General features: G+C 43.1%; 26 protein-coding genes and 1 pseudogene. 7 read left to right on the top strand and 20 right to left on the bottom strand.

From position 1 onward, the window contains the following. Window positions 1-198 precede the first annotated feature (198 nt). The gene (locus tag BJP37_RS26705) at window positions 199-1530 is read left to right on the top strand and encodes a family 10 glycosylhydrolase (protein WP_075903384.1); all 1332 of its coding nucleotides are present in this window, start codon (window positions 199-201) and stop codon (window positions 1528-1530) included. A 672-nt stretch (window positions 1531-2202) separates the two neighbouring features. Here the strand turns inward: BJP37_RS26705 and cobN are convergent. The 13 genes and pseudogenes from cobN to BJP37_RS26640 all read right to left on the bottom strand — a co-directional run bounded on the left by cobN (window position 2203) and on the right by BJP37_RS26640 (window position 15277). Next, entirely contained in the window at window positions 2203-6375 is a 4173-nt protein-coding gene (gene cobN / locus BJP37_RS42880) for a cobaltochelatase subunit CobN (protein WP_081431344.1), read from the bottom strand. Window positions 6376-6771: 396 nt separating this feature from the next. After that, a complete protein-coding gene (locus tag BJP37_RS26685) occupies window positions 6772-7446 on the bottom strand; it encodes a glutathione S-transferase family protein (protein ID WP_075901592.1) in 675 nt (224 codons plus the stop codon). 303 nt (window positions 7447-7749) lie between these two features. Further along, window positions 7750-8292 (bottom strand): EF-hand domain-containing protein, encoded by a 543-nt coding sequence (locus BJP37_RS26680; RefSeq protein WP_075901594.1) that lies wholly within the window; start codon window positions 8290-8292, stop codon window positions 7750-7752. A 336-nt stretch (window positions 8293-8628) separates the two neighbouring features. Then, a complete protein-coding gene (locus BJP37_RS26675; RefSeq protein ID WP_214607767.1) occupies window positions 8629-9339 on the bottom strand; it encodes a hypothetical protein in 711 nt (236 codons plus the stop codon). Window positions 9340-9711: 372 nt separating this feature from the next. Continuing rightward, the gene (locus tag BJP37_RS26670; RefSeq protein WP_229415393.1) at window positions 9712-11031 is read right to left on the bottom strand and encodes a cytochrome P450; all 1320 of its coding nucleotides are present in this window, start codon (window positions 11029-11031) and stop codon (window positions 9712-9714) included. Window positions 11032-11354: 323 nt separating this feature from the next. After that, window positions 11355-11519: a hypothetical protein gene (locus tag BJP37_RS40150; RefSeq protein ID WP_158069690.1), complete on the bottom strand. Its 165-nt coding sequence runs from the start codon at window positions 11517-11519 to the stop codon at window positions 11355-11357. A gap of 552 nt (window positions 11520-12071) precedes the next feature. Further along, window positions 12072-12293, bottom strand: a complete 222-nt coding sequence (locus BJP37_RS26665) for a hypothetical protein (RefSeq protein WP_075903382.1) — start codon at window positions 12291-12293, stop codon at window positions 12072-12074. A gap of 78 nt (window positions 12294-12371) precedes the next feature. Next, window positions 12372-12659: an addiction module antidote protein gene (locus tag BJP37_RS26660; protein ID WP_075903380.1), complete on the bottom strand. Its 288-nt coding sequence runs from the start codon at window positions 12657-12659 to the stop codon at window positions 12372-12374. A 9-nt stretch (window positions 12660-12668) separates the two neighbouring features. Continuing rightward, a pseudogene (locus BJP37_RS45165) lies at window positions 12669-12755 on the bottom strand (type II toxin-antitoxin system RelE/ParE family toxin); the annotation flags it as partial. Window positions 12756-12891: 136 nt separating this feature from the next. After that, window positions 12892-14037: an RNA-guided endonuclease InsQ/TnpB family protein gene (locus BJP37_RS26655; protein ID WP_198954194.1), complete on the bottom strand. Its 1146-nt coding sequence runs from the start codon at window positions 14035-14037 to the stop codon at window positions 12892-12894. Then, entirely contained in the window at window positions 14003-14623 is a 621-nt protein-coding gene (locus tag BJP37_RS26650; protein ID WP_075903378.1) for an IS607 family transposase, read from the bottom strand. Before BJP37_RS26650 ends, BJP37_RS26655 begins: the two co-directional genes overlap by 35 nt. Before the next feature lie 32 nt (window positions 14624-14655). Beyond that, entirely contained in the window at window positions 14656-14916 is a 261-nt protein-coding gene (locus BJP37_RS26645; RefSeq protein ID WP_075903376.1) for a type II toxin-antitoxin system RelE/ParE family toxin, read from the bottom strand. A gap of 157 nt (window positions 14917-15073) precedes the next feature. Further along, window positions 15074-15277: a hypothetical protein gene (locus BJP37_RS26640; RefSeq protein ID WP_075903374.1), complete on the bottom strand. Its 204-nt coding sequence runs from the start codon at window positions 15275-15277 to the stop codon at window positions 15074-15076. Window positions 15278-15358: 81 nt separating this feature from the next. Between BJP37_RS26640 and BJP37_RS26635 the strand changes: the two genes are divergently transcribed. The 3 genes from BJP37_RS26635 (at window position 15359) to BJP37_RS26630 (ending at window position 16906) form a co-directional block, all read left to right on the top strand. Further along, the gene (locus BJP37_RS26635) at window positions 15359-16315 is read left to right on the top strand and encodes a F510_1955 family glycosylhydrolase (RefSeq protein WP_229415455.1); all 957 of its coding nucleotides are present in this window, start codon (window positions 15359-15361) and stop codon (window positions 16313-16315) included. Window positions 16316-16456: 141 nt separating this feature from the next. Beyond that, window positions 16457-16591 carry a hypothetical protein gene (locus tag BJP37_RS43975; protein ID WP_269087074.1) on the top strand — a complete coding sequence of 45 codons (135 nt, stop codon included), beginning with the start codon at window positions 16457-16459 and terminating at the stop codon, window positions 16589-16591. A 15-nt stretch (window positions 16592-16606) separates the two neighbouring features. Continuing rightward, complete coding sequence (locus BJP37_RS26630) at window positions 16607-16906, top strand: hypothetical protein (RefSeq protein WP_075903370.1); 300 nt, start codon at window positions 16607-16609, stop codon at window positions 16904-16906. Window positions 16907-16996: 90 nt separating this feature from the next. Here the strand turns inward: BJP37_RS26630 and BJP37_RS40145 are convergent, their stop codons facing one another. Then, on the bottom strand, window positions 16997-17155 hold the full coding sequence (locus BJP37_RS40145) for a hypothetical protein (RefSeq protein ID WP_158069796.1): 159 nt from the start codon (window positions 17153-17155) through the stop codon (window positions 16997-16999). A gap of 319 nt (window positions 17156-17474) precedes the next feature. Here BJP37_RS40145 and BJP37_RS37495 point away from each other — a divergent pair, with 319 nt between their 5' ends. Together BJP37_RS37495 and BJP37_RS26620 are read left to right on the top strand one after the other, a co-directional pair. Continuing rightward, the gene (locus tag BJP37_RS37495) at window positions 17475-17681 is read left to right on the top strand and encodes a hypothetical protein (protein ID WP_143727810.1); all 207 of its coding nucleotides are present in this window, start codon (window positions 17475-17477) and stop codon (window positions 17679-17681) included. A gap of 463 nt (window positions 17682-18144) precedes the next feature. Beyond that, window positions 18145-19200 carry a Fe(3+) ABC transporter substrate-binding protein gene (locus BJP37_RS26620; protein WP_075903366.1) on the top strand — a complete coding sequence of 352 codons (1056 nt, stop codon included), beginning with the start codon at window positions 18145-18147 and terminating at the stop codon, window positions 19198-19200. On the opposite strand, the gene BJP37_RS40140 is transcribed toward BJP37_RS26620, so the two are convergent. Beyond that, window positions 19170-19328, bottom strand: coding sequence for a hypothetical protein (locus BJP37_RS40140; RefSeq protein WP_158069795.1), 159 nt, complete (start codon window positions 19326-19328; stop codon window positions 19170-19172). The genes BJP37_RS26620 and BJP37_RS40140 overlap by 31 nt on opposite strands. Before the next feature lie 47 nt (window positions 19329-19375). Continuing rightward, complete coding sequence (locus tag BJP37_RS26615; protein WP_075903364.1) at window positions 19376-21052, bottom strand: ABC transporter permease; 1677 nt, start codon at window positions 21050-21052, stop codon at window positions 19376-19378. Window positions 21053-21329: 277 nt separating this feature from the next. Between BJP37_RS26615 and BJP37_RS26610 the strand changes: the two genes are divergently transcribed. After that, window positions 21330-22715, top strand: a complete 1386-nt coding sequence (locus BJP37_RS26610; protein WP_075903362.1) for an aldehyde dehydrogenase — start codon at window positions 21330-21332, stop codon at window positions 22713-22715. 12 nt (window positions 22716-22727) lie between these two features. On the opposite strand, the gene BJP37_RS41565 is transcribed toward BJP37_RS26610, so the two are convergent. From BJP37_RS41565 to BJP37_RS41555, 4 genes are all read right to left on the bottom strand, one after another. Continuing rightward, window positions 22728-22985, bottom strand: a complete 258-nt coding sequence (locus BJP37_RS41565) for a hypothetical protein (RefSeq protein WP_198954193.1) — start codon at window positions 22983-22985, stop codon at window positions 22728-22730. 34 nt (window positions 22986-23019) lie between these two features. Then, on the bottom strand, window positions 23020-23757 hold the full coding sequence (locus BJP37_RS26605; RefSeq protein ID WP_075903360.1) for a hypothetical protein: 738 nt from the start codon (window positions 23755-23757) through the stop codon (window positions 23020-23022). A 487-nt stretch (window positions 23758-24244) separates the two neighbouring features. After that, window positions 24245-24415: a hypothetical protein gene (locus tag BJP37_RS41560; RefSeq protein ID WP_198954192.1), complete on the bottom strand. Its 171-nt coding sequence runs from the start codon at window positions 24413-24415 to the stop codon at window positions 24245-24247. Between the two features lie 364 nt (window positions 24416-24779). Further along, complete coding sequence (locus BJP37_RS41555; protein WP_198954192.1) at window positions 24780-24950, bottom strand: hypothetical protein; 171 nt, start codon at window positions 24948-24950, stop codon at window positions 24780-24782. Window positions 24951-25446 lie beyond the last annotated feature (496 nt).

Raw genomic sequence — 25446 nt, 5'->3', positions numbered from 1 at the left:
ATTTTTACACTTTATTTAGTGGTACAAATCAGTGGTTATTGAATTAGTACGAGGTTTCAATTTATGGCTCTTCTGGATTTATTGTTTATACTGTTACTATAAGCGACTAAAACGCCAGGGATACCTAAATGTTTTGCTTCAGTCGCTTATACTAAATTAAAATAATTTACCAAACTCTTGCTAGGAAACAATTTTACTATGTCGAATAATAAGAATGAAAACAGTGGATGTGGATGCGCAAATATTCCTATTTCTCTAATCTTACTGGTTTTAGGAGGTGGCTATTGGTGGTTGAACCATCAAGGAGGTTTATCCATGATTAGCAAATTACCTCAAAATCTCCCCATAGCTATTCCTCAAAATCTACCAATAACTATTCCTGGTTTAAATTCGAGGACCGCCGAAGCAGAACCTTCGGCTCCTACTAAGCCTCCTGTAACCACTGCACCTTCCTTACCAAATTCGCCAATTGTTAAACTTAATAATCAGCCAGCTTCACCAACACCAATAACAGCTCAAAAACCTCAAACAGCTCAAAAACCTCAAACACCAATTGTTAAACCTAATCATCGGGCAGCTTCACCAACATCAATAACAGCTCAAAAACTTCAAACACCTCAAACAACTCAAAAATCTCAAATTCCTCGGGAGAAAAAAGCAATCAGAGGAATTTATATCGGTCGTTATAACGTAACTAATAATGCCAGTGAAGAAAAGATTAGAAAACAAGTTCGTCATTATCATTCTCAAGGGATTAATACGATTATTCATGGTGTATGGGGTAATGCTTGTCCTATGTACACTAGTGAAGTGATGCAAAAAACGTTTGGTTATAAAAGTTGTCCCAATCTGTTTCGCGACCGCTGGTTAACTTGGCTAATTGATGAAGCACACAAACACGGCATGGAAGTTCATGCTTACTTTGAAAAAGGTATCAAAATAGATAAAAATAGCCCGATTTTTGATTTAGCTATTGAACGCAAATGGGTGGTACCCGGTGTTGACCGCACCTATCCAGGAATCGAGCATTATATTCTTGATGTGGAAATTCCTGAAGTTGCTAATTTTTTTAGAGATATTTTAGTAGAATTTGTCCAAAAATATCCTAAAATTGATGCAGTCCAATGGGACGATTATCTGGGTTACCATGCCGAGTTGCCAGGTAAAGTAAATCGCACTAATAAGCTAACCGCTTTTTCACAAGAAATGATCGGTGCTATGAAACAAGCTAACCCAAAGGTTAGTTTTGATCTTTGTCATCATAATCCTTATTGGGCTAAAAAATATTTTGCTGCTGACTGGCCAAAATGGAATGTAGATCGAGTTTTTATTCAAGCTTATAATGATAAAAATTTTACCAAAGAAGTAGATTATGCCGAAACCTATGATGGAATTGCTATTACTGATAAACAATTCCATCGCTTGCCAGAAATAGTAGCTAACAACAAAATTAAGGCTATTTTAGTATTTCCTGATCGGACAAATCCAGAAGATGTAGCTTCTAAGTTAAAGCAATTTTATGTTAAATAGACGTAAGCTCATATAGCGTTTATCATAGGTATGATGTACATAATTTCGGGATTTTAGGGAACAGGGAACAGGGAACAGGGAACAGGCAAGAGAGAAGAAAGAAGAGGGAAGAGGGAATAGGGAATAGGGAATAGGGAATAGGGAATAGCGATGGGCTGCATCAAGAGGTGCGACCCGTGGCGAATTTAATTCTTAATAGGTCAAGCGCACCTAACAGGGAATCAACGTCAAAGAAGACTATACCTCATAACTGGCATAAACGCTATATAGCGATTTTTAATTAGAGGATATCTGAAAAGTTTTTTGATACTGAATTTTGCCCCCCTAGCCCCCCAACTTTGGGGGGAACAAGAGTCCATTTGCTTCTAAAAGTCCCCCAAAATTGGGGGACCAACGGGGGCTTGGATGTAGCAAATGGGACTTCTCAGACAACCTCTTAGGTGAGGTACAAATTTTTTTGTATTTTAGGGAGCAGGGAGCAGGGACTGAGGCCGTAGGCCAGGCTACGCGAAAGGAGCAATCAATTCATAAGAGGGAAGTCGGAAGTTGAAAGTCGGAAGTGGTAAAAAAATTTATGTACCTCATTAGAATAGAAATGCTATAGCAGTCGAAGTAAAGGTTAAAACATATTTCTATTCCCTATTCCCAGATCCGCTATTCCCTATTCCCTAGCTATATAATTCCAAAATTTTCTCCTTCAATCACTGCTTCTGCTTGTAATGCGATCGCTCTCAATTTCTCTAAAGTCTCTGGTGCAACTGACTGCCACAATCCCCGCTGATTGGCTTCGAGTAAGCGTTCTGCCATATCTCGCAATGCCCATGGATTCTTTTGTTGGACAAACTCTTGGACGTCTGGGTCAAATAAATACCCCTGAGCTACTCCTTGATACATATGGTCTGCGACACAATTAGCGGTAGCATCATAGGCAAACAAATAATCTACTGTTGCTGCCATTTCAAATGCTCCTTTGTAACCATGGCGCATCACTCCTTCAATCCACTTAGGATTCACGACACGAGAACGGTACACTCGGGCAATCTCTTCCTTTAGCTGTCGAACTTTGGGCTTTTCAGGGATAGAATTATCACCAAAGTAGGTTTGAGGATTTTTGCCAGTTAACCCCCGCACCGCTACGGTTAACCCCCCTTGAAACTGGTAATAATCATCTGAATCAAGTAAATCATGTTCCCGATTATCCTGATTGTGTAATACAATTTGCATCTGTTTGAGGCGCTGCTCAAAGGCTTCTGGGGCTCCCTTGGGGGAAGATGAGCTGTAGGCGTAACTACTCCAGTTAATGTAAGCGCGAGCTAAATCCTGCTCATCTTGCCAGTTTTGAGATTCAATCAAACCCTGTAACCCGGCACCATAGGCTCCTGGTTTTGAGCCAAAGATGCGGTAGTGCGATCGCATTTGGGCTTGGGACTGACTCAACCCTACCTGTAACCAATAGTCTGTTTCCTGTTTCACCTGGGCTGCTAGAGGATTGTCTGATGGTGATTCATCCAGGCTTGCCACAGCAACTACTGCATTGTGAAATAGGTCGATTAAATTGGGGAAACTATCTCTAAAGAAGCCAGAGATGCGCAGGGTCACATCCACCCGAGGACGTTGTAACACAGACACTGGCAATATTTCAAAGTCTACTACCCGCCGTGAGGACCCATCCCAAATCGGTCGCACTCCCAACAACGCTAGAGCTTCGGAAATATCATCTCCCCCGGTACGCATGGTCGATGTGCCCCATACGGAAATTCCTAGGGTTTTGGGATACTCACCATTTTCCTGGGTATAGCGCTCCACTAGCACCTCAGCTGCCTTTCTGCCTACATCCCACGCTGTTTCTGTAGGAATGGCACGGATATCAACAGAGTAAAAATTGCGACCTGTGGGCAGAACATCCGGTCGTCCTCTAGTCGGCGCACCAGATGGCCCACTGGGTACATATCTCCCATCTAATCCCCTTAACAATTGGGTGAGTTCCTGATTAGTTTGTTGTAGTGCTGGTAAAAGCCGATCGCGTATCCAATCTAATTCTTGTTTTGTTGTTTGACTAATCGGTAATCGATCATCAGTAATCGCTATTGGGGAATTCGTGATGATTTGTTCTACTAATTTAGACGCTTTTTCTTCCAATACTTCAACCAAATCACCAACAGTATATTTACCACTATAGCATTCCTCTGTTCCCTGTTCCTTATTCTCTGTTCCCTGTTCCCTTTCTATACTGCTTTTTGCTATCTCCTTAACCACTGAAAACTCTTCCGTTAGGGGATCAAAATCCCAACCTAAATCCTGAGCCAAAGCACGAGTTAAGCCGATGCGATTCTTTCCAGGATGACGAGCAATTGCTATTATTAAATCCTGCAATTGACGTCCTTGGGGACATTGACTAAATACATGTAATCCATCTCGAATTTGAGCTTCTTTCAATTCACAAAGATAAGCATCAATTTGATTAGTAATTTCCGATTCTCCAGCTTCGATGTCGTCTACCGCAATCCCTAAATCTTCGTGCAAGTGCTCCTCAAGGATAAGTTTAACAATGCGATCGCGAATAATTGGCAACCGAGACAAATCCAAACTCTGCGCTTCATAATACTCATCAACCAATCCCTCCAACTGTTGCAGAGGACCATAAAGTTCAGCACGAGTCATGGGAGGGGTTAAATGATCAATAATCACCCCTTGAGCGCGACGCTTTGCTTGAGCACCCTCCCCCGGATCATTGACAATAAATGGATACAAATGAGGCATGGCTGCTAAGGCTACTTCTGGATAACAGCACTCTGACAAGGCCAAACTCTTACCCGGTAACCACTCCAAATTCCCATGCTTGCCCACATGAACAATTGCTTGGGCACCAAAACACTTCCGCAACCAATAATAAAATGCCAAATACCCATCAGTGGGTTCCAAATCGGGAGCATGATAATTCAACGCTGGGTCAAGATCATAACCCCGAGACGGTTGAATCCCTACAAACACATTTCCCAACTGAATCCCTGAAATGGGAAATCCCGAAATCTCGGTTATCTCTCCCTGGCCATTTTTGCGGTCTTTACCGTTACAGCCGTTTTCAGATGGATTGACCTCACTACCTTTAGCTGCAAGCCCCCTAAATCCCCCAATTCTGGGGGACTTTAACTCAATTTCCCCCCAGAATTGGGGGGCTAGGGGGGCGAAACTTGCTGTAAGCCCACCTCCCGCCGGTTCGGGAGAGAAGAGGGGATGATCGTGATCAACCATTGCCTGTACCCCACTGCCAGCAACAGCAGTAAAATTCTCTGGTGTTGGTAACTGCAATTTTATTCCCTGAGATTGGGCATAGCGCACCACTGCTTCAGCTAAGGGATGTTCCGAATGACTCTCTACCACTGCCGCTAGTTGCAGCAAGTTGATTTCATTGCTGCCGGTAAAGCTGCCCAGTTCTGACGAGGAGTCATAGATGCCTCCAACTGTAATAAAATCGGTGACCGTAGGTTTCCCTTCCGTTAGGGTTCCGGTTTTATCTAGCACGATAGTTTGCAGTTGATGAATCAATTCCAGACTCTCGGCATTTTTAATTAAAATCCCGTTTTCTGCGCCTTTACCGGTTCCTACCATCACTGCGGTTGGAGTAGCTAGACCTAAAGCACAGGGACAAGCAATGACTAACACCGCCACCATATTAATCATGGCTAGGGTAGGATTTCCTGTGGTCATCCACCAAACCCCAAAAGTGACCATTGCGATCGCAATCACTACCGGCACAAACCACCCTGTCACCTGATCCGCTAAGGTTTCAATCGGTGCTTTAGACCCTTGAGCCTGGTGTACTAATTTAACAATCTGTGCTAGTACGGTATCTTTCCCGACCCGAGTCGCCTGGAACTGGAAGCTACCGGTTTTATTAATCGTTGCTCCAATCACTTCATCCCCCGGCTGTTTCTTGACCGCAACACTTTCTCCTGTGACCATGGCTTCATCTACACTAGAAGCCCCTTCCATCACTATGCCGTCTACCGGAATAGTTTCTCCTGGACGCACTAAGACCACGTCTCCAACTTGCACCTGAGCCAAGGGAATATCCTGGGCTTGACCATGGCGAATCACACGAGCGGTTTTAGCTTGTAATCCCATCAACTTACGAATTGCTTGAGATGTCTGTCCTTTAGCCCGGTGTTCCAGCAATCGCCCTAGCAAAATCAGGGTAATCACTACAGCAGTGGTTTCATAGTACACAGGGAGAGTTACCCCTTGGGGTAGGAAAGATTTCAAAACAACCGGGGGCAACATCGTGGGAAACAGAGAATAGACATAGGCAGCACTAGTCCCAAGGGTGACTAGAGTATTCATATCTGCTGTTTTGTGTTTCCAGGCTTTCCATGCTCCAATCAAAAAGGAATGTCCACACCAAAACAGAACCGGTGTGGTTAATACCAGCTGTAGCCAAGGGTGATGTAACCAAGATGGAATCCAGGGGATAGATAATCCTGTCATCATCGGTAGTGAACCAATCACTAACACAGTACTAAGCACGGCACCGACAATGAATTTTCGTTTTAGGTCAAGGGTTTCCCCTTGACGTTGCGATTCGATATCATCAGGCTGATCACTGATATCCTCGATCGGGTAAGCTTGGTAGCCAGCATCACTCACTGTCTGTTCAATCAGTTTGGTTAGTTGCTGGTTAGTTTTTTCGGGGTTAGTTTCCTCGGTATTGTAGGTAATACTAGCTTCTTCTGTACCAAAATTGACCCTGCACTCTACTACATCTGGAACCCTTTGAATCAGCGTTTCTATGCGTCTGGCGCAACCAGCGCAGCTCATTCCTTGTAAACGAAAGTTTTGTTGTGTCATTATTTATCCTCACCCTATGGTTAAAGGATAAACTCTCTAGTATAGTGGAGAGTCAAGGGGATGAGTTTTAGTGGGTAAGCTATCAGCGGTCAGCAGTCAGTGGTCAGTGGTCAGTGGTCAGCCGTCAGCTTAGGGACTTGCGTGTAAAAAAAATACCAATTCAAGTAGGGTGGGCAAAGTAATATTATCTAGAAGACTCATTTCAACCAAACTGTGTCTTGATGCAAAGCGCGAGTGGGGGTTTCCCCCAAGACCGCGCTGCATCGCTTTTTGCCCACCCTACAAGCTAAAAACTATCAGCTTTTGAATAAAACAGCTAAACATTTGTTTAATCTCTGTTAGGTCAGCTGACCGCTGACCGCTGACCGCTGACCGCTGACCGCTGATAGCTTACGTTTACTGTGTTTTATTTTCTCCAATCAGTTCACGAGCACGCAGTTTTACGATAAATTTGATTCGCCGCTTGAATTCTTCAAAATCCTCTGCACTCATGTCTGTTTTCTGCCATGGTTCTCGTTGCATCAATCTTTTAAACCACTGATCCATGTTAGGATAATCAGTAAGATTAATCTCTAACTTCGGCAATAACGATATTGCGGCGACCGCAACGATATCTCCTAAGGTTAACTGCTCCGAAGCAAAGTAAGGGCTATTTCCTAATAACTCGGAGAAAAATTTGAGTACTTTATCTAGCTTCCGCTTGGCTAGTTTAAATTGTGGTGAATCTTCCTTTTGACAGATTAGTTGAACTACTGGGGAAAATAGCTCATTAGCAGTCAACAATTGTACCATGCGTACCTTGGCTAATGCTTCTGGTGAAGTTGGCAGCAGCGCAGGTGTGGGATATTTTGCTTCCAAGTAGTCCATAATTGCCAAGGATTCTACTAACCGCAACCCATTATCTTCCAGAACTGGAATGTGATGAAATGGGTTAATTTCTAAAAACTCTGGTTCAAATTGATCGCCATCTAATTTAAGTAATACTGTTTCAAAGGTAAGGTTTTTTTCTAGTAACGTGAGCCAGACACGACGAACATTGGGCGAGAGGGTATTGTAGTAGAATTTTAGCATCGATTTTTTATCCGGAAGTTCCGTAGGGTGCGTTAGGGGAGCCGTAATTTTCCGCCTCGTAGCCAGGGTTAGGTTGCGGCCCGTAACGCACCACTGGGTCAAACAGCATGCATTGAGATGCACCTCATTTGGGGAGAGGGGATTGTAGAACAAAAAATAATGGTGCGTTACGGCTTCGCCTAACGCACCCTACGATATCTATAATATCAAATAATCGAGCTTAGATTGTAGAACAAAAAATAATGGTGCGTTACGGCTTCGCCTAACGCACCCTACGATATCTATAATATCAAATAATCGAACTTAGAAAGAACCGAAAAGATAATTACCAGGAGAATCTGGGTCATCACTTTTGTGAAATTGTTCAAGTAAGTCTTTAAACTGATCCTTAGACAAAGTGTTACCTGCTTTCAGATTTAGCTTAGAGCAAGCAATCTCTAATTCTTCATCGCTAACTCCCCAGGCTTTGATCAAATTAGAAAATTCTTCAGGACTTATAACACCATCTCCATTCTGATCAAACAGCTCGAAAACCTCATCAGCTTCTTTTTTTACAGTCTCGTACATTTCGTTGCTGGTAATGCGAGTGTAACCATGTTCGAGCCACTCATCTAAACTAATTTCACCATTATTGTTTTTATCTACATCTTTTTGGAGATGATCCCAATCAGCCATGACTTCGGCATACATCTTGTCATAATCAGCTGAGCCTGGCTCAAGATTATGTAATTTAGCCACTGTCTGGGCTTTAATCTCAAAGTCTTCTTTGGTTACAACACCATCATTATTAGTATCATAAATATTAAACAAATGCGTCCATTTCTTGGTTTGAAATTCAGTAAGCATGTTGGCTAATCTCCATCAATAAAAAAGTAATATTTGACTGGTGCAATTCACCAAGGTAGCTTCAAGGCTAGGTAAATTACTACTACACAACAGCATTGCTACTGTTCAGCATAAAGAACTTCTAAACCTTTAGCTGACAAAACTATACTACCATAGTCTCGTTAATTTTTTGCCTTCACAAAATAATCTTTGTGCTACATCGATGGCATTACCAGCTGAGTTCAAATTCAGCAAATTATTGAACAATACGTCAGGGATATACTTACAGCTATTGAACTGAATCCTTACGATGTTTTCTGGGCACCACCGCCATATAAATACTTACTATTAGGTGCTTTATTTCGTTTCTATAGTTATCATTCGGTGCAATTCAGAATAATACTTAATCGTTTGTTCATTCCATTCCATCATCTTCCATTCAACTGGCTGCTGGTTCAATCCATTGAGGAAAGAAGGGAACACTATCGGCTCCTCAAATGTAGTTGAGTATAAGAAGTGGAAATCATCATGATACATCCTCTGAGTAACTTTGTTTTCACGATCAACCAAACAGAAAGCCCTTTTAGCTCCTAAGTCATCAATATATTTACCAAAAGCTGCTAATAGTAATGGCATGGCTCGCCTGTAGTGTCTGAGCATCACGCTGTATGTATTGATATCGACTGCCGGAATCTTGTCTTGAAAAACGTAATGTTCACCATTAGGTCTTTGCCCCATTTCAAAAGGGAACCTACTCGACTTGGTTCTATCGTTAATTCGTGATGTTAGTACTATTTCATTGTCTTTGATGACAAAAAAATAGGTTCCTACTAAATGATATTCATTGTCGATTCGATTACTAAATCCATCATATCCTGCTTTTTTTAAGTGCATTTTATGCACTTCGCGAACCTGTTCAGTCCAATTTTTAGTCTGGTCATTAACACCCATGACATAAACCAGGTATCCATCTTTTTCGAGATATAAATATGGAGCCAAAAGTTCTTGCTCTGAATACCATAAATCACCGGAATTTTTCGTAGAAAGGCTATGGTCAGCTTTCGACATTGAATTGATCATCAGTGAAACTAAAATCTTCAGTGTTGGATCACTCCATGGCAATGGTTAGGCAAGACTAGCCATTTTTAAGCACACAAACTACATTGTATTACCACATCAAGTCTAAATAACCTGAGATTTAAGCTTAACTTAAGAAAGTGATGATATAGCACTAAGCATTAAGGTGTTTGACATTGATACAAGCAGCAAAAGGTGCGACCCGTAGCGAATTTAATTCTTAATGGATCAAGCGCACCTTTGCCTCTTGCATGCATGCCTCTTGCCTTTCCCGTAGCGCTATATCAGCTTTTGGCCTGTGGCTACGCTACGGGAATAGTTTTTGAATAAAATAAGCTGATGGCTGACGGCTGAATGCTTACCTTAAGAGCCTACTTTACGGCTAAACTTAACCTTAAGTCCATCCCGGGGATGGGGAGTTGGAATCACCACCATTTCTAAATCTTGACCTGGCACTAATTTCCATTCATAATCCCGGAGCAATTGAGCCGCGAAAATCCTCATTTCTAATTTGGCAAACTCCCTGCCTAAACATTCCCGTAAACCACCACCAAAGGGGATATATCCAAAGGTTTTTTGTTTATCTTCTGTCCGATCTCGACCAAACCGATCTGGGTCAAAGCGTTGATGATCTCGATAAACTTCCTGATCTTTGTGGGTTTGGGTAATTTGGCACAGTACAGTCCAACCTTGAGGAATCAAGTAACCATTAAATTCAAAAGACTGAATAACCTTCCGAAAAAGACCACTAACAGGAGGAATTATGCGCAGCACTTCTTTGAGCACTTGCTCTAGATACGTCATCTGCTTGAGATGTTCCATAGTTAGGGGTTCTGAACCAGAAAACTGCTGTTGTTCAGCACGGAGATGGGCAAGAACATCTGGATGCTGCGCTGTCAACAGACAAAAAGATGCGATCGCAGAGGTTAAGGTTTCGTGGCCTGCCCACAACAACAGAAGCACTTGGTCTTTGATTTCATCCAAACTCAAGGACTTCCCCTGGTCATCCTCGGCTTTTAACAATAATCCTAAGGCGTCCTCTCCGGGATTTTTCTGTTGCTGTCGCTGTTGGACAATGGTTTCGATATAGGTCAGCAATCCTTGACGAGCACGCAAGGCTTTACCAAACCTTGTCCAAGGTAGAGAGATCGGGATACTGAACACTCCCTCAGAAAAGTTATTAAATAGTTGAGCCAGAGGGGTTTCGGAACCGCCATCAGTTCCCATCAGCAAGGTACTAGCGATCTCAAAGGTATAGTCCTGCAGTTGAGGATACCAGGTTAAGGTTCCTATCTCTTCCCATTTCTTGAGATAATTGCTAGTAATGTTGGCCATGGTGGGAATATAACTAGCTAATGCTCTCGGTTGAAACGCCTGGGACATTAACTTACGGCGCTTCTGGTGGAAAACTCCCGTTTGGTTGGCCAGTGAGGCGGCTCCAAGTAAGATTTGCGTGCTTTTGGGCCAGATAGAAGCAACATACTGATTTTCATTCGTAAACAGAAATTGATTCGCTTCTGCAGTATTCATCGTCACCGCAGGACTACCAAAAATGTGGGTTTTGTAGATGGGCCCATACTTTTCTGACCGCTTTTTGTGGAAATTTCGATCCGTTAAAAAGCTGATGGTCTCACCGATAATCGGTAAATAGACATTACCAGGGGGCAATGGAAGCGATTGCATATCTTGAGTAGTGGTTTCCATGGAAATAAGCAAGCTGCAGGGTCAAGACCTATTATCTCGTGCCTGATCCAGGGTAAACCCATCTTATTTTGAAATGCCTACTGGAAGGGAACAGGGAACAGGGAACAGGGAGTAGGGAATATGGCATCAAAATTATCTCAATTCCTACACGGATTGCTATATAACTCTTGTGCTAGATCTAGGGCTGTCTTGATGTCACCACTCCTGACGCACAACTCCTCAATCATGGAGTTATACACCAGAATTATTCATCAAGGTGCTGCCTAATCTCTTCGATGGAGATACCTGCACCAGGTTTGACATTAGCGGAACGTTCCATGGCGAAAATTCATCAGTTCCAGATTCTGACGAGTTAGTTTAATTTCCTCGTCAAAATCTTCTTCTTCACCAATCTCAAACACGTGAGCAAGGACTGGCTTACCTAATAAAATGTTGGGATTGGAATCAATGTATTCTCTCCAATTCATGATGATTATTTATTGAATTATATTGATAGTTAACTATTTTAAAGCATTTATCCATTCGGCGATGTACTTTAGTAAAGGGAGCAGTAAGTCCGGATTTTGGAGATAGAGTGTGAGTTTTTTATGATAACTGATTAATATCCAATTTAACTCAAAAAAAGCTTAGATGTTCTATCAGATAAACCGTTTTTTAAAACTTAACTATTGTCTGCTATATAAAAAGTATCCAATAAAAAATACTATAAATAGTATACATAATTTAGTTCATAAATGGCTAAAAAAAATAGTTGTAAATAAATGTAAATAATTTTAATTAACCCTTGCATTTTTTGGAATAGTTATGTATAGTATAGAAGGTGACGACTGAAACTAATAGCTGCGCTGGTAATAACTGTTAACCACGACCAGCGCAGCTTTCCTCCCTCCTAAAAAGGAGTTATTTCCATGATGCCAAAAATATCACGATCATCAATCCCGGTTGAGTGCATCCCATTTTTACGGTTTGACCCGATAGGTGCTATGGGCATCTTGGTGGAACGGGCATCTTGCCTGTTATCAATATTTGCGAGCGGGCAGGATGCCCACTCTACTGCTACCAAAAATGTGGGTTTTGTAGATGCGCCCATACTTGTCTAACCGCTTTTTGTGGAAATTTCGATCGGTTAAAAAGCTGATCGTTTCACCGATAATGGGTAAACAGACATTACCAGGGGGCAATGGAAGCGATTCGGCTAAGCCGACGCTACGCGAACGCATATCTTGAGTGGTGGTTTCCATGGAAATAAGCAAGCTGCAGGGTCAAGACCTATTATCTCGTGCCTGATCCAGGGTAAACCCATCTTATAATGCAATACTTCATATTGGAGTAGCCCGCAACCGTAGACCAAGTGCCTGTATTACCTTGAGAACAGTGGCCAAGTCTGGATTACCTTCCATCGACAACGCCTGATCAAGACTTTCATGGCCGAGACCGGTTTCGCGAGCAATTTGTCTCATTCCTTTGGAACGAGCAATATCTCCTAGAGCAGCCACGACCAACGCAGGATCCCCATCTTCAAGAGCAGCTTCAAGATAGGCAGCCATATCTTCTTTGGTCTCCAGATGTTCTGCCACATCCCAGGGATGGGTTTTGATGTTGGTCATGACCATCTCCTATAACTTTTGTGCTAGATCTAGGGCTGTCTTGATGTCCCGGTCTTGGGTGCGCTTGTCACCACCTGCAAGGAGGATTATCAAGGTACTGATACTTTTAACCCGGACAAATCGTGACATCTTCGAGATCTGGGATATCTTCCGAGTCAGAAAAGCTGAGTACTACATCCCCAACTGCATTGAGGAAGGTGTTATCCCACATCGCCTTTCGGCAAAGCCGACGCTACGCGAACAGGAAAATCCCGACGGCTCCATTAAAATCTCTGGGGATCTCATAACCGCAATGTGGACACAAAAAATTCTTAGAACTACCAAGTTTTCTATGAATATGGCCACATTTTGTGCAAGTTTTAGATGTGTATTCTTCAGTTATTCTCACTAACTTGGAACCATAACGGTTACACAAGTGTTCCAATATTTGAGAGAACTGATAAAATCCCCAGGTCATCATCGCTCTAGCTGTTTTAGTCTTTAACTTTCGCTTCTTTCGTGGAACCATTTGTGATGTGTTAAAAGTTGGTAAAACAATCACATCGTAGTTCCTTGCTAAATAGGAAGCTACTTGTTTGTGTAGTTCAGCTCTAAGATTTTTAATCCTAGTCCTAAGCTTTTCCATCGCTGCTTTTAACTTGTATCGACGATGTTTGTATATATGTCCTTTCGATTTATCATGCTTACTTTTTAATTTATCTAAATGCGAACAAAGTTTAGCTATTCGCTGAAAATCGTTGTCGCCAAACTCCAGGAATTCAGTACCGTCAAAACCAGTCATGAAGGTTCTGACTCCGGGGTCTAGAGCTATCACTTTTTTAGTTTCAGTAGGCTCAAGGTCAAATTCTACAGGAAAGTGCGCAAACCACCGACCCTTGTTATAAGTAAGTTCTGTAGCACCATCGGTAAGTATACAGAAGTCATGACCTTTGAATTCGGGTTTTGGTAAATGCTTGGTCGTAGAAACCATCCATCTGCCAGCCTTGTAAGCCGTAGGATCAAACTGGATTGTCTGTTTATGATCCCGTACACTGCGAAATTTAGCTATCTTTAGTCCAGCTTGTGGTAATGGTTTGCGTTTCTTCCCTTTTCCCACAAATAAGGGCAGTTTAGCCGTTTCCTTCCAAGCGCGATAAGCTTCCATGGAAGCGTTGTCTAGAATTTTGGAGACATTTAGGTCTTTACACCATTGTGGGATAAGTCCCGATTGTTTTAACCAAGTTCTAAAACCATATTTTCCCCCTTTTTTTCCTACTTTTGTATAACCTTGGTTCTTGTTTAATTGTTCAATAGAAATGTTATACACCTGACGAACAGCGGCCATCCATTTCTTCCAAATATCCTCAAGTTCTTTGCTTGGGTAAACTTGGTAACTCACAGTCTTTAATAATATGCAGCTTGTACTTCCTAAGTCCGTACAATCGGCAACTGAAGACGTGGATGACTGCCAGAACATCTTCAACCATCTCCTGTTCTGGGCTGAGGTTCTTTTCGTCGAGAACCAGTATTTTAGTTTCGAATTTAGAGCACAACCATGAGACAAGATCGAACCCAAAACGGCAAAGCCTATCTTTGTGGGCAACGACAATATATTTGCAAGTACCGTCGAGAACTCTGTCCAGTAAGGTACGAAGACCTTTTCTGCTGAAGTTGAGTCCACTTCCAATATCTCGAATGATTTCTGCGTCTGGGTAACGAGACTTAAGAAACTGTACTTGTTGCTCAAGGTCATTTTTTTGAGAGCGACTTGAAACTCTTGCATATAGAATTGTCGCCCTGTTGTCTGTTGTTGTTTTTGTGCAAGGAATAGAGACGACCGAGTCCAGGTCGTATCGTCTTTGACCTCCAGGGGTTCTGATACCTTGTATCTTGCCTTCATTGAGCCATCTTTCGAGTGTTTTTGTACTGACCCCAAGTCTAGCGGCAGCGACCCTTGGAGGGACATAGTTGACTGATCCATTCATTAGCGCGTGCCTTGGTTGTTACACTTACATCATCAAAGAAAATGTCGGGAAATGTCAACTATGTCGGGAAAATTATTGTCCAGGACACAACTCCCACGGTGCAAGAAATACACCCGGTAGCCAGGTCCATAGTCAATACGCAGTTCCGAAACTCCTCTTCCCACTGGTTTCACATCACCGGGGTTGCCCATCGACAAACGACGAATACGAATATCAATACGTGCCCTTGCTTGTCGATCGCGCAAGCCACTGAACCACTTGGAATAAGCTTCGGTCTGCCGGATTTCGATCATGGCTTGTATCCTAAGGGATACAGAAAGACAAGGAATGTCTAACTAATATTTTAAGATATTGTAGCTCGCCACTCCTGACCGACAACTCCCAAATAATGGAGTTATACACCAGACCTATAATACATTAAAGAACCTTTGTTTGCCCACACCGGACATTCTAACCAACAACCATAGCTAAACAAACCCCAGGAGCAGCAACTACGCCATCATCATCAAACCGGCTTGGTCTAGAATCTGTATCAGTACCAATAACTCTTCCTGTGGCAACCGCTACAGTTTCCGAAGCAGCAACAGTGGATAGTAAAACGTTAACTACCAGATTTGAAATTACCAGTCCACCCGTGGGATTGGGAGAATTCATCTTAGGATTACTGGTGGTAGGGCCACTTGTACCCGCTTCAATCAAGCAATTGATGTATAGATGAATGTAGAGATAAACGATATGGTTAAAAATTGGTTTATTTACAGTATTGTCGCTATTACGGTGATGGGTTGTCAACCCACCACAATTAAAACCAATATCACTCAGTCAACCATAACAGGAGTGACCAATGATGTCACTAATAACAACGTTATTCTTAGTGATGCTCCTGATAACTGGTGGCAGAAGACTAATATTCACGCTATGGCTGTCAGTCCAGAGAATCCAGAAATCCTCTACGTAGCCACCCATCATGGGTTACTCCAGCGTTCTGAAGCAGGGAAATGGCTGCAAGTTGGCAAAACTCGTTCTAATTTCACCAGCTTTGTGGCTCATCCCAAGGATAGCGGACGCTTTTATGCTAGCTTACATCCACCATCAGGAGGCAAGCTCGGTTTTCTGACTAGCTACAATCAAGGGCAACATTGGCAGCTCCAATCCCTGCTTGGGGTAGATTTTCTGAGTTTAGCGATCGCACCAGCTAACCCCAAAGTAATTTATGGATGGGCGGTTTCTGGAAAACAAGGCTTGTTGGTTTCAAAGGATGGTGGCAAAACCTGGAATCAATTACCAGCCCAGGGACTGGAAGATAATCCCCATAACTTAGTAGTTGACCCGCGCAATCCTGATCAGGTGTTTGCCGCTACAACTCTGGGATTATTTGAGAGTAGGGATGGTGGAAAAAGCTGGATTTTAGTCCCCAATTCTCAAGAGTCACTGGTTGCTAGTCTGGCTCTGAAATCCGAAGCAGAAAAAACAGTAATTTATGGATTTCACATCCTTTCAGAAGATTCCGGAGGATTCTTTAAAAGTACCGATGGGGGTAAGACTTGGGAAGCCATAAGCGCAGAAACAGGAGACTTATTTTTGTATATGGCGATCGCCCCGTCTAATCCCGATTTTTTATACGCTGCTAATGATCAGAATGGAATTTTACAATCTAAAGATAGCGGCAAAACTTGGCAACCATTATTCTAATACTATTACTATAACAAAGGGAGTAGGGAGTAGGGAGTAGGGAGTAGGGAGTAGGGAATCAAAAATTATCACAATTCATTGAGCTACTCTCTAGAATTTAGATTACTATTATATTACTATTAGATAGCGTTTATCATAGCTATGACCTACACATTATTTTTTCCCTATTGCCTCTTGCCTCTTGCCTCTTGCCTATTACCTGCTCCCTGCTCCCTGCTCCCTGCTCCCTGCTCCCTGCTCCCTACAACCCAGATATTTGTACTTAAAGTGCCCTGATAATTGATAATTACTATGACTATTAATAGATTCCGTTTACGTCAATTGCACGCTTGGTTTGCCCCAATTATGGTATTGCCAGTGTTGTTGACTGTGATTACAGGTTCCTTGTTTCAGGTGGCAGTTCTTACTGATAAAAGTAGTGAATTTATTTGGCTTTTGGATCTGCACAAAGGAAAATTTGGTGCCATTAACTTACAAATGATTTATCCCTTTCTCAATGCCTTTGGTTTATTAACCTTAGCAATTACAGGTATTTCTATGTGGTTTCAGACTCGGCGACGGGTTATAGGGCAGCGCTCACGAAATAGGTAGGGAATAGGGAACAGGGAATAGGGAACAGGGAATAGGGAATAGGGCAAAAATTCTGTGTACCTCATAGCTAGGAAAAACGCTATAGCATTTTTATTTGAGATGTAAACATAGGATTGATGGTGAAAGGGAGCAGGGAGCTGAGGCCGTGGGCCACGCGGGGCGCGTTCGGAGCTTCGGAGCAGGGAGTAGGGAGTAGGGAGCAGTAGGAAAGAGATCCAAAGAGTTTTTGATGTGATCAGAAATTAGCATTGGTTTTCATGATATTTTTATAAATGCTATATCGCCTTGCATCGCTTTTTCCATGAATCCTAGTTTCACATCTCAAATTAAAACCCTATAATGTGACTATAAACGTTATCATAAACGTTATCATATCGGTGATATAAAACACACTTCAGTTAATAATAAATAACAAAAAACAAGCGGTCATAAACGAAGTTATTAACTAAACTTGAGATATCGCAATTCTCATCACGAGTGAGGTACACAGGATTTTTGGTGTTGCTGAATCTTTGAATGAATAGGAGTAGAGTGGGCATCCTGCCCGCGCGGAGAGGAAACGGGCAAGATGCCCGTTCCACCAAGATGCCCATTCCACGGCAAGATGCCCGTTCCACCAAGATGCCCGTTCCACCAAGATGCCCATTCTACGGCAAGATGCCCATTGCACAAAACTTTTAAAATCATTCCATTATTAAGCAACGCCGGATTTTTTACCACTCCCCCCACTCCCCACATTCTTACTCCGACTCCCGACTCCCGACTCGCTCAGTAGTCAGTAGCCGCTAAATCTTATCAATTGTAGTAAGGCTGGTAAGGGTGTTGCCAAATTTCAGGCACGAAGAATTGCTAAACCCTTTATCTCAAAAGGTTTTTCAGTCCCTGTTTCCTAAGGGCGGAAGTTCCATCCTGGGTGCAGCGCTATAACTTTCAGCTCTATTCCTCTGAAAAATTTTTGGATAAATTTCTGATAAGCCATTAAAAATATTCTATTATAATGAGTAAAGTTCCTCTTCTACACACTGACCTAATCATCTACTATAGGGTCAAGTATATAGTCAAATCAGGTAATTGAAAGGATTTATCTGGCATTCGACCGTCTAAGGTAGTTTACAAAATTCCCAAACTAATCGATAATTTATTTCGATAGCAGTAGGTATGGTAACTCAGGTGCTGGATTACCATACCTACTGCATAAGTTTAGCGATAATCCTAAGGAGAGAAAGTAGTAGTTGCTGATGAACATCAATAGAAGAAATATCTTACTAGCAGGTGGTACAGCCATGGCGGCTTACACCTTGGGTGAACTGGGTAAACCTCGTAGAGCAGTCGCCCAGAATGAGGTAGTCAATGTCTACTCCTCTCGTCACTACAAGACGGATGATGACTTGTACGACAACTTCACCCGCATCACTGGTATTAAAGTGAATCTGATTGAGGGGAAAGCAAATCCATTAATAGAACGGATTAAAAGTGAGGGAGCCAATAGCCCTGCTGATGTCTTAATCACTGTTGACGCTGGTCGTCTGTGGAAAGCTGACCAGGCTGGTATTTTTGCCCCGGTTAATTCATCGGAACTCAACTCCAAGATTCCCGCTAACCTGCGACACCCTGACAATCACTGGTTTGGCTTCACTAAGCGAGCGCGGGTGATTATGTATAACAAAGACAGAGTCAACCCTGCGGATCTGTCAACCTACGAAAATTTGGCTGATCCCAAATGGCAAGGTCGCATTGCTATCCGCTCATCGAGCAACGTCTATAATCAGTCTCTGGTGGCGTCACTGATTGCTAGCCTGGGTGTACCAGCAGTAAAATCATGGGTCGAGAGCTTTGTGGGTAACTTTGCTCGCAAGCCTCAGGGTAATGATCGAGCCCAAATTGAAGCGGTTGCTGCTGGGATTGCAGATATTGCGATCGCAAATACTTATTATCTACCTCGCTATATTAAATCCGATGAACCTGCCAAGCAGGCGATATTCAAGAAAGTTGGTGTATTTTTCCCCAATCAGCAAAACCGGGGTGCCCACATTAATATCAGTGGTGGCGGCTTGGTGAAAACAGCTCCTAATCCAGGAAATGCTATCAAATTCTTAGAGTATCTAACTAGCCCTACGGCTCAGACCTTCTTTGCTCAAGCTAATAGCGAATATCCAGTGGTTCCTGGAACACCGATTGATCCGGTACTTGCGGGCTTTGGTTTTCCTTTTAAGGAAGATCCAACCAGTGTTTCCCAATATGGTCCCAATAGTGCTACAGCAGTTCAACTGATGGATATTGCTGGTTGGGTATAACAGTTGTAAATTAGGTGAAGTACTGTCGTATTAGGGAGTAGGGAGTAGGGAGTCGGGAGTAGCGCGCAGAAAGCAAAAACTCCTCTTTTCTCTGTTCCCTGTTCCCTTTTTTTTGATTCCAACACCATGAATAATTTAGAATTTAGAATTTAGAATTTAGAATTCTGCATTAAAATTATTTCTGAGATTTAGCAATCTTTAAACTCAATAAAATTACTGGAATAATTCCTACTAAAACAATCGCTAAGGCTGGTGCTGATGCCTGTATTAATCGTTCATCGGAGGCATACTGGTAAACTCGTACTGCCAGGGTGTCAAAATTAAACGGTCGCATGATCAGAGTTGCTGGTAACTCTTTCATGACATCCACAAACACTAACATGGCTGCTGTCAACAATCCTCCCCACATTAATGGGGCGTGAACTTTAATTAGGGTCAGCGTAGGTCCATAACCGAGACTGCGAGAGGCATCATCTAAACTAGGCTTGATCTTACCTAGGCTGGATTCAACGGTATTAAATGAAATTGCTAGGAAGCGTACAAGATAGGCGTATACTAAAGCAATGATAGTGCCACTGAAAAGTAAACCAGTGGATAAGCCAAAGGTTGCCCGCATCCAGCTGTCAATGGTATTGTCCAACTGACCTAAGGGCATTAAGACACCAACTGCAATCACTGAACCAGGGATAGCGTAACCCATGGCAGCAGTGCGTACTGCTAAGCGCATCCCTAGTTTGGGCACTAGACGTTGCCCATAAGCCATGACTAATGCTAAGACCATGGCAATGGCAGCTGTTGTAATGGCTAATAGTAAACTATTTGTAGCTAGCTGCAAAAAATTATCATCTAAGGTTTCCTCAGCATTTTTAATGGTCATGTGCAGCAAAAATGCTGCGGGTGCTAAAAATCCAAGAGCAATAGGAAGCAAACAGGCTAACAGCGCGAGGATACCTCGACCCCCAGTTAGTGAAAATGGCTTGATTGGTTGGTAACTACTGCCAGTCTCATAGTAGCGAGATTGCTTACGAGACCAGCGTTCTAGTAGAATTAAAACAATTATGAATAGTAGCAAACAGGCGGCTAGTTGAGCAGCGGCTGACCTCTCACCCATACCTAACCAGGTACGATATATCCCTGTCGTGAAGGTACTGACACCGAAATACTCTACTGTCCCAAAGTCGCTTAGGGTTTCCATCAGTGCTAAGGCCAAACCTGCCATGATCGCTGGTCTAGCTAGGGGTAGAGCCACGGTGAAGAAGCCACGCCAAGGGCTGCATCCGAGGGAACGAGCAGCTTCTAGGGTACGCACGGATTGCTCTAGGAACGCTACCCTGGTGATCAGGTAAACGTAGGGATAGAGTACTAGAGACAACATTGCGATCGCACCCCACAGAGACCGGACATTGGGAAACCAATAATCCTGCACGCTAGTCCAGCCAAACAGCTGCCGCAGCCAGGTCTGTACGGGTCCAAAAAAGTCCAGCATATTGGTGTAAGTATAGGCAAGTAAATAGGCTGGTGCTGCCAGAGGCAGTAGTAGCGCCCATTCAAACACCCGGCTTCCCCAGAAGCGACACATGGTTACTAGCCATGCTGTTGAAACCCCAAGGATTAATACTCCACTACCTACACCTAGGATTAACCAAACGGAGTTGGCAATGTAACTGCCTAAGACAGTGGAGACTAAATGACTCCATACTTCTGAAGAATCGGAGAACATACTGCCCAGCACAAATAGGACTGGTGCGCAAATTAGGAGTGCGATCGCAATTACCGAGACTGTCCAACCAGGCAAACCCAGACGATGCCATGGTTTGTTACCGCTCAATAGTGCTGAAATTTTTAGTGGCATCGGGAGTTTTCAGACGTAATGATTACTTTAGGACTTACGAAGTTTCGTTGGTTTTGCCCCCCTAACCCCCCAAATCTGGGGGGGACAAAGTCACGAAAGTCCCCCAAAGTTGGGGGATTTAGGGGGCAATGGGTAAGTCATGTACTTAATGGTTTCAGGGAGCTGAATTGATTCAACTCTTGCAAGTCTTTAGCAATAAACTATCCTATCAAATAATTGCTAACCTTGAACCAGAAGAAAATGATTTTTTTTTTCCGTTCAGGGGTTAAATTTTAAGATGCTTGAACTACAAACCAGTCAAGTCAAAGATATTTTGGCTCAGCAGCGCAATTTTTTCAGCACCGGTAAAACCAAAGATGTGGCATTCCGGATCGCCCAACTCAAGCGCCTCAAGCAAGTTATTTTAGAAAATGATGCTGCCATTTTAGAAGGCTTGAAAGCCGACCTGCACAAGGCGGAATTTGAATCTTATGCTACCGAAATTATCCTGGTGCAGGAAATTGATCACACCCTCAAGCATATTAAATCCTGGGTCAAGCCCAAAAGAGTCCCGGTCTCAATGGCAAATTTTCCAGGCTCGGGTCAAATTTATCCCGAACCCTTGGGAGTAGTACTGATTATCAGTCCCTGGAACTATCCATTTGCTCTAGCCATTGCTCCTTTAGTGGGTGCGATCGCAGCCGGAAACTGTTGCGTGATCAAACCCTCTGAAATCTCCCCTCACACCTCTGGTGCGATCGCAGAGATTATCCAGAAAAACTTTGACCCTAGCTATATTGCTGTAGTGGAAGGGGGAGTAGAAACCAGTCAGGAACTGTTAGCAGAAAAATTCGACCATATCTTATTCACTGGCAGCACCCAAGTTGGCAGAATTATCATGACTGCTGCTGCCAAACACCTAACCCCAGTCACCCTAGAGTTGGGGGGTAAAAGTCCCTGCATTGTGGAGACAGATGTGCCGATAGAGACTACAGCAAAACGAATTGTTTGGGGTAAGTTTATCAATGCCGGTCAAACCTGCGTTGCACCAGACTATCTGCTGGTCAATCGGGAGATTAAATCTGATTTACTCCAGGAAATCAAAGCCTGTATCCATAAATTTTATGGAGATGATCCCGCCACAAGTCCAGATTATGCTCGAATTATCAGTGATAAACATTATCAGCGTTTGAGTAGCTTACTCAACGATGGTGAGATTATAATTGGTGGACAAACTAATGCAGAAGACCGCTATATTGCTCCAACGGTCATCGACAATATTTCCTTAGAGGATAAAGTGATGGAAGAGGAAATCTTTGGTCCGATTCTACCTGTGATTGAATACAGTAATTTAGATGAAGCGATTGGGATAGTTAACCAAAGACCAAAACCCTTAGCCCTATATTTTTTCTCCAGAGACAAATCAAAGCAACAGCAGGTTTTGCAACAGACCTCTGCTGGTGCTGTTTGCTTGAATGAAACAGTTATGCATCTAAATGTTCCTTCCTTACCATTTGGTGGAGTTGGTGATAGTGGCATGGGTGCTTATCATGGTAAAGCTGGTTTTGATACCTTTTCTCACCAAAAAAGCGTGCTGAAGAAGTCCTTCTGGCTGGATTTGCAGTTGCGCTATGCTCCCTACAAAGACAAACTGGAACAGATCAAGAAATTTGTTAGTGGTTAGTCATTATTGGTTTTAGGGAGCTTCAAAGTGGGGAGTCGGGAGTCGGGAGTCCGGAGTCCGGAGTCGGGAGTCGGGAGTCGGGAGTCGGGAGATAGCGCCGTCTTGGGGAGTCAGTTGCTGATCTCCCCATCTCCCCATCTCTTCATCTCCCCATCTCTTCATCTCCCCATCTCCCCATCTCTTCATCTCCCCATCTCCCCATCTCCCCACACTTCCCACACTTCCCACACTTCTCACACTTCCCATCTCCCCATCTCCCCATCTCCCCATCTCCCCACACTGGGCGCGGCGCTATAAATAATCGCTAATAATCGGACTTCTTATGATCATCCTCAGACCAGACTGCACTGGCTAAGCCACTCCAGCAGATCATCTTCCATTTAGCCATGGATAGTTTAGGAATTTTAGCAACGAATAGCCAGTCAGAGTAATCTAGGTGCTCATAGATACCATCTTTGGCACCACTATGATTCAGCCAGCCCCAGCCAGAGATACCTTTATAGCCCCGGTGCTCCGTATCATCACCAAACCGGAAGGAGTATTCATGTTTACCGAAGTAGTCTACTAAATCAAAGGACTTGAACTTCTTAGACTTGATTGTCCCCTTACCCATGCCAATGTTGTACTTGCCATAGGCTTTCTCCGTGACATAGGCATCGTTGTCTTTATGTCCCACAACTTTGTAAGTAAAGTTGATATCCCAGTAGTCAGTTGTCCCTTGTTTGTAATTCCTCCCTTGTTTTTGTCCACCAAAGGCTTTTCCGTAGATGCGGATCTCACCTGTGCTGGTGTAGTCGAGGAATACCTCTGCCCCCTCGTACTCAAAATCAAAGGTATAGATATCTCTGGGATTACCAGTGAGCAGTCCATCAAGACGCAAGCCATAGGGTGGTGGACTGGCACTAGCACCAGGGTGATTGCAAAGTTGGAAAGTACACTTTTGTGGAGCAAATGTGGGCTTGAATGAGAAGGGAACTAAAAAATTGATCGGAATCTCAAACTCACAGTTGTAAGCGGATTCGTGGATATTTTCGTCAGGCATGATTTGCCCTCCATCAGGTAGTTTTGCAGGTAGTGTTAATCTCTCCCAATGGTCTCATAATTTACTAACAGGTTGCGGTACCCTTAAGGGTACCTTTTAGTTAACTTGTAAGCATATGCGCTACGCGCACGCTACGCGTTCAGCTATCAGTTATCAGCTATCAGCTAAAGGCCTTTGGCCACGCTACGTGAAAAGCATATGCGCTATCGGCAGGGTTAAGGAGGAAACCGTTAAGAATAAAACAGGTCAGCATTCGTTTAATCTGAGTTACAGAAAGCTGAACGCGCACGCGTGCGAGGTTTATTTAAGCTGACGGCTGACAGCTGACGGCTGAACGCGCACGCGTGCGCGTAGCGCATATGCTTACGTTAAGCTTAGCAAGAGACTGGTTAAGAAAATCCCCCTGACTTGATAAGTCTAGGGGGATTCGAGGAACTAATTTCTATGAACTAATTTAAAGCCAGCCGTCAAAGATTATTGTCAGAGATTAAGTGGTTTGTTCAGCTGACTCAGGAACCGATCCGTTCTCTTCGATCTCCATTTCCTCATACTTAGTAAAGCACTTACGCTTAGCAGCGACAGCTAGGTCAAGCACAATGGGTACTTCTAATTTGATCGGTACTTGGAACACACAGGGTTTATCGTATTTGTAAGGCATGGGTTTTACCTCTTGCTGTAATTAATTTCAATCAACACATTTATATAATGTCAAATCTAGCTCTGCCTTGGCAGTACCCTTGAGGGTACCTTTTTTTAACTGATGATATTACGGGATAATTTACTCTTGATCAAGTCAATCTAATCACGGCTTAAGTCGCTGACTATTGGTGGGTTACGGCGGACAGATCTGTGGAAAGGTGAGCTTTTAAAATACTCGCCGCCTAACCCACCCTACGGGGCTGTAATTATCCAATAAATAACAAGTCCTCCATCCTGAGCTCAGAATGGAGGATAAAGAGGAAATATAGGACTTAATTTATGCCCAGATTTTAAAAGCCAGCCGTCAAAAGTAACTAAAGAGACTAAGTGGTTTGTTCAGCTGACTCAGGAACCGATCCGTTCTCTTCGATCTCCATTTCCTCATACTTAGTAAAGCACTTACGCTTAGCAGCGACAGCTAGGTCAAGCACAATGGGTACTTCTAATTTGATCGGAACTTGGAACACACAGGGTTTATCGTATTTGTAAGGCATGGGTTTTACCTCTTGCTGTAATTAATTTCAATCAACACATTTATATAATGTCAAATCTAGCTCTGCCTTGGCAGTACCCTTGAGGGTACCTTTTTTAAACTGATGATATTACGGGATAATTTACTCTTGATCAAGTCAATCTAATCACGGCTTAAGTCGCTGACTATTGGTGGGTTACGGCGGACAGATCTGTGGAAAGGTGAGCTTTTAAAATACTCGCCGCCTAACCCACCCTACGGGGCTGTAATTATCCAATAAATAACAAGTCCTCCATCCTGAGCTCAGAATGGAGGATAAAGAGGAAATATAGGACTTAATTTATGCCCAGATTTTAAAAGCCAGCCGTCAAAAGTAACTAAAGAGACTAAGTGGTTTGTTCAGCTGACTCAGGAACCGATCCGTTCTCTTCGATCTCCATTTCCTCATACTTAGTAAAGCACTTACGCTTAGCAGCGACAGCTAGGTCAAGCACAATGGGTACTTCTAATTTGATCGG

It is taken from the genome of Moorena bouillonii PNG, from assembly GCF_001942495.1.
Classification (GTDB): domain Bacteria; phylum Cyanobacteriota; class Cyanobacteriia; order Cyanobacteriales; family Coleofasciculaceae; genus Moorena; species Moorena bouillonii.
The sequence above is the reverse complement of the archived record's forward strand: the minus strand, read 5'-3'. Positions and strand labels throughout refer to the sequence as shown.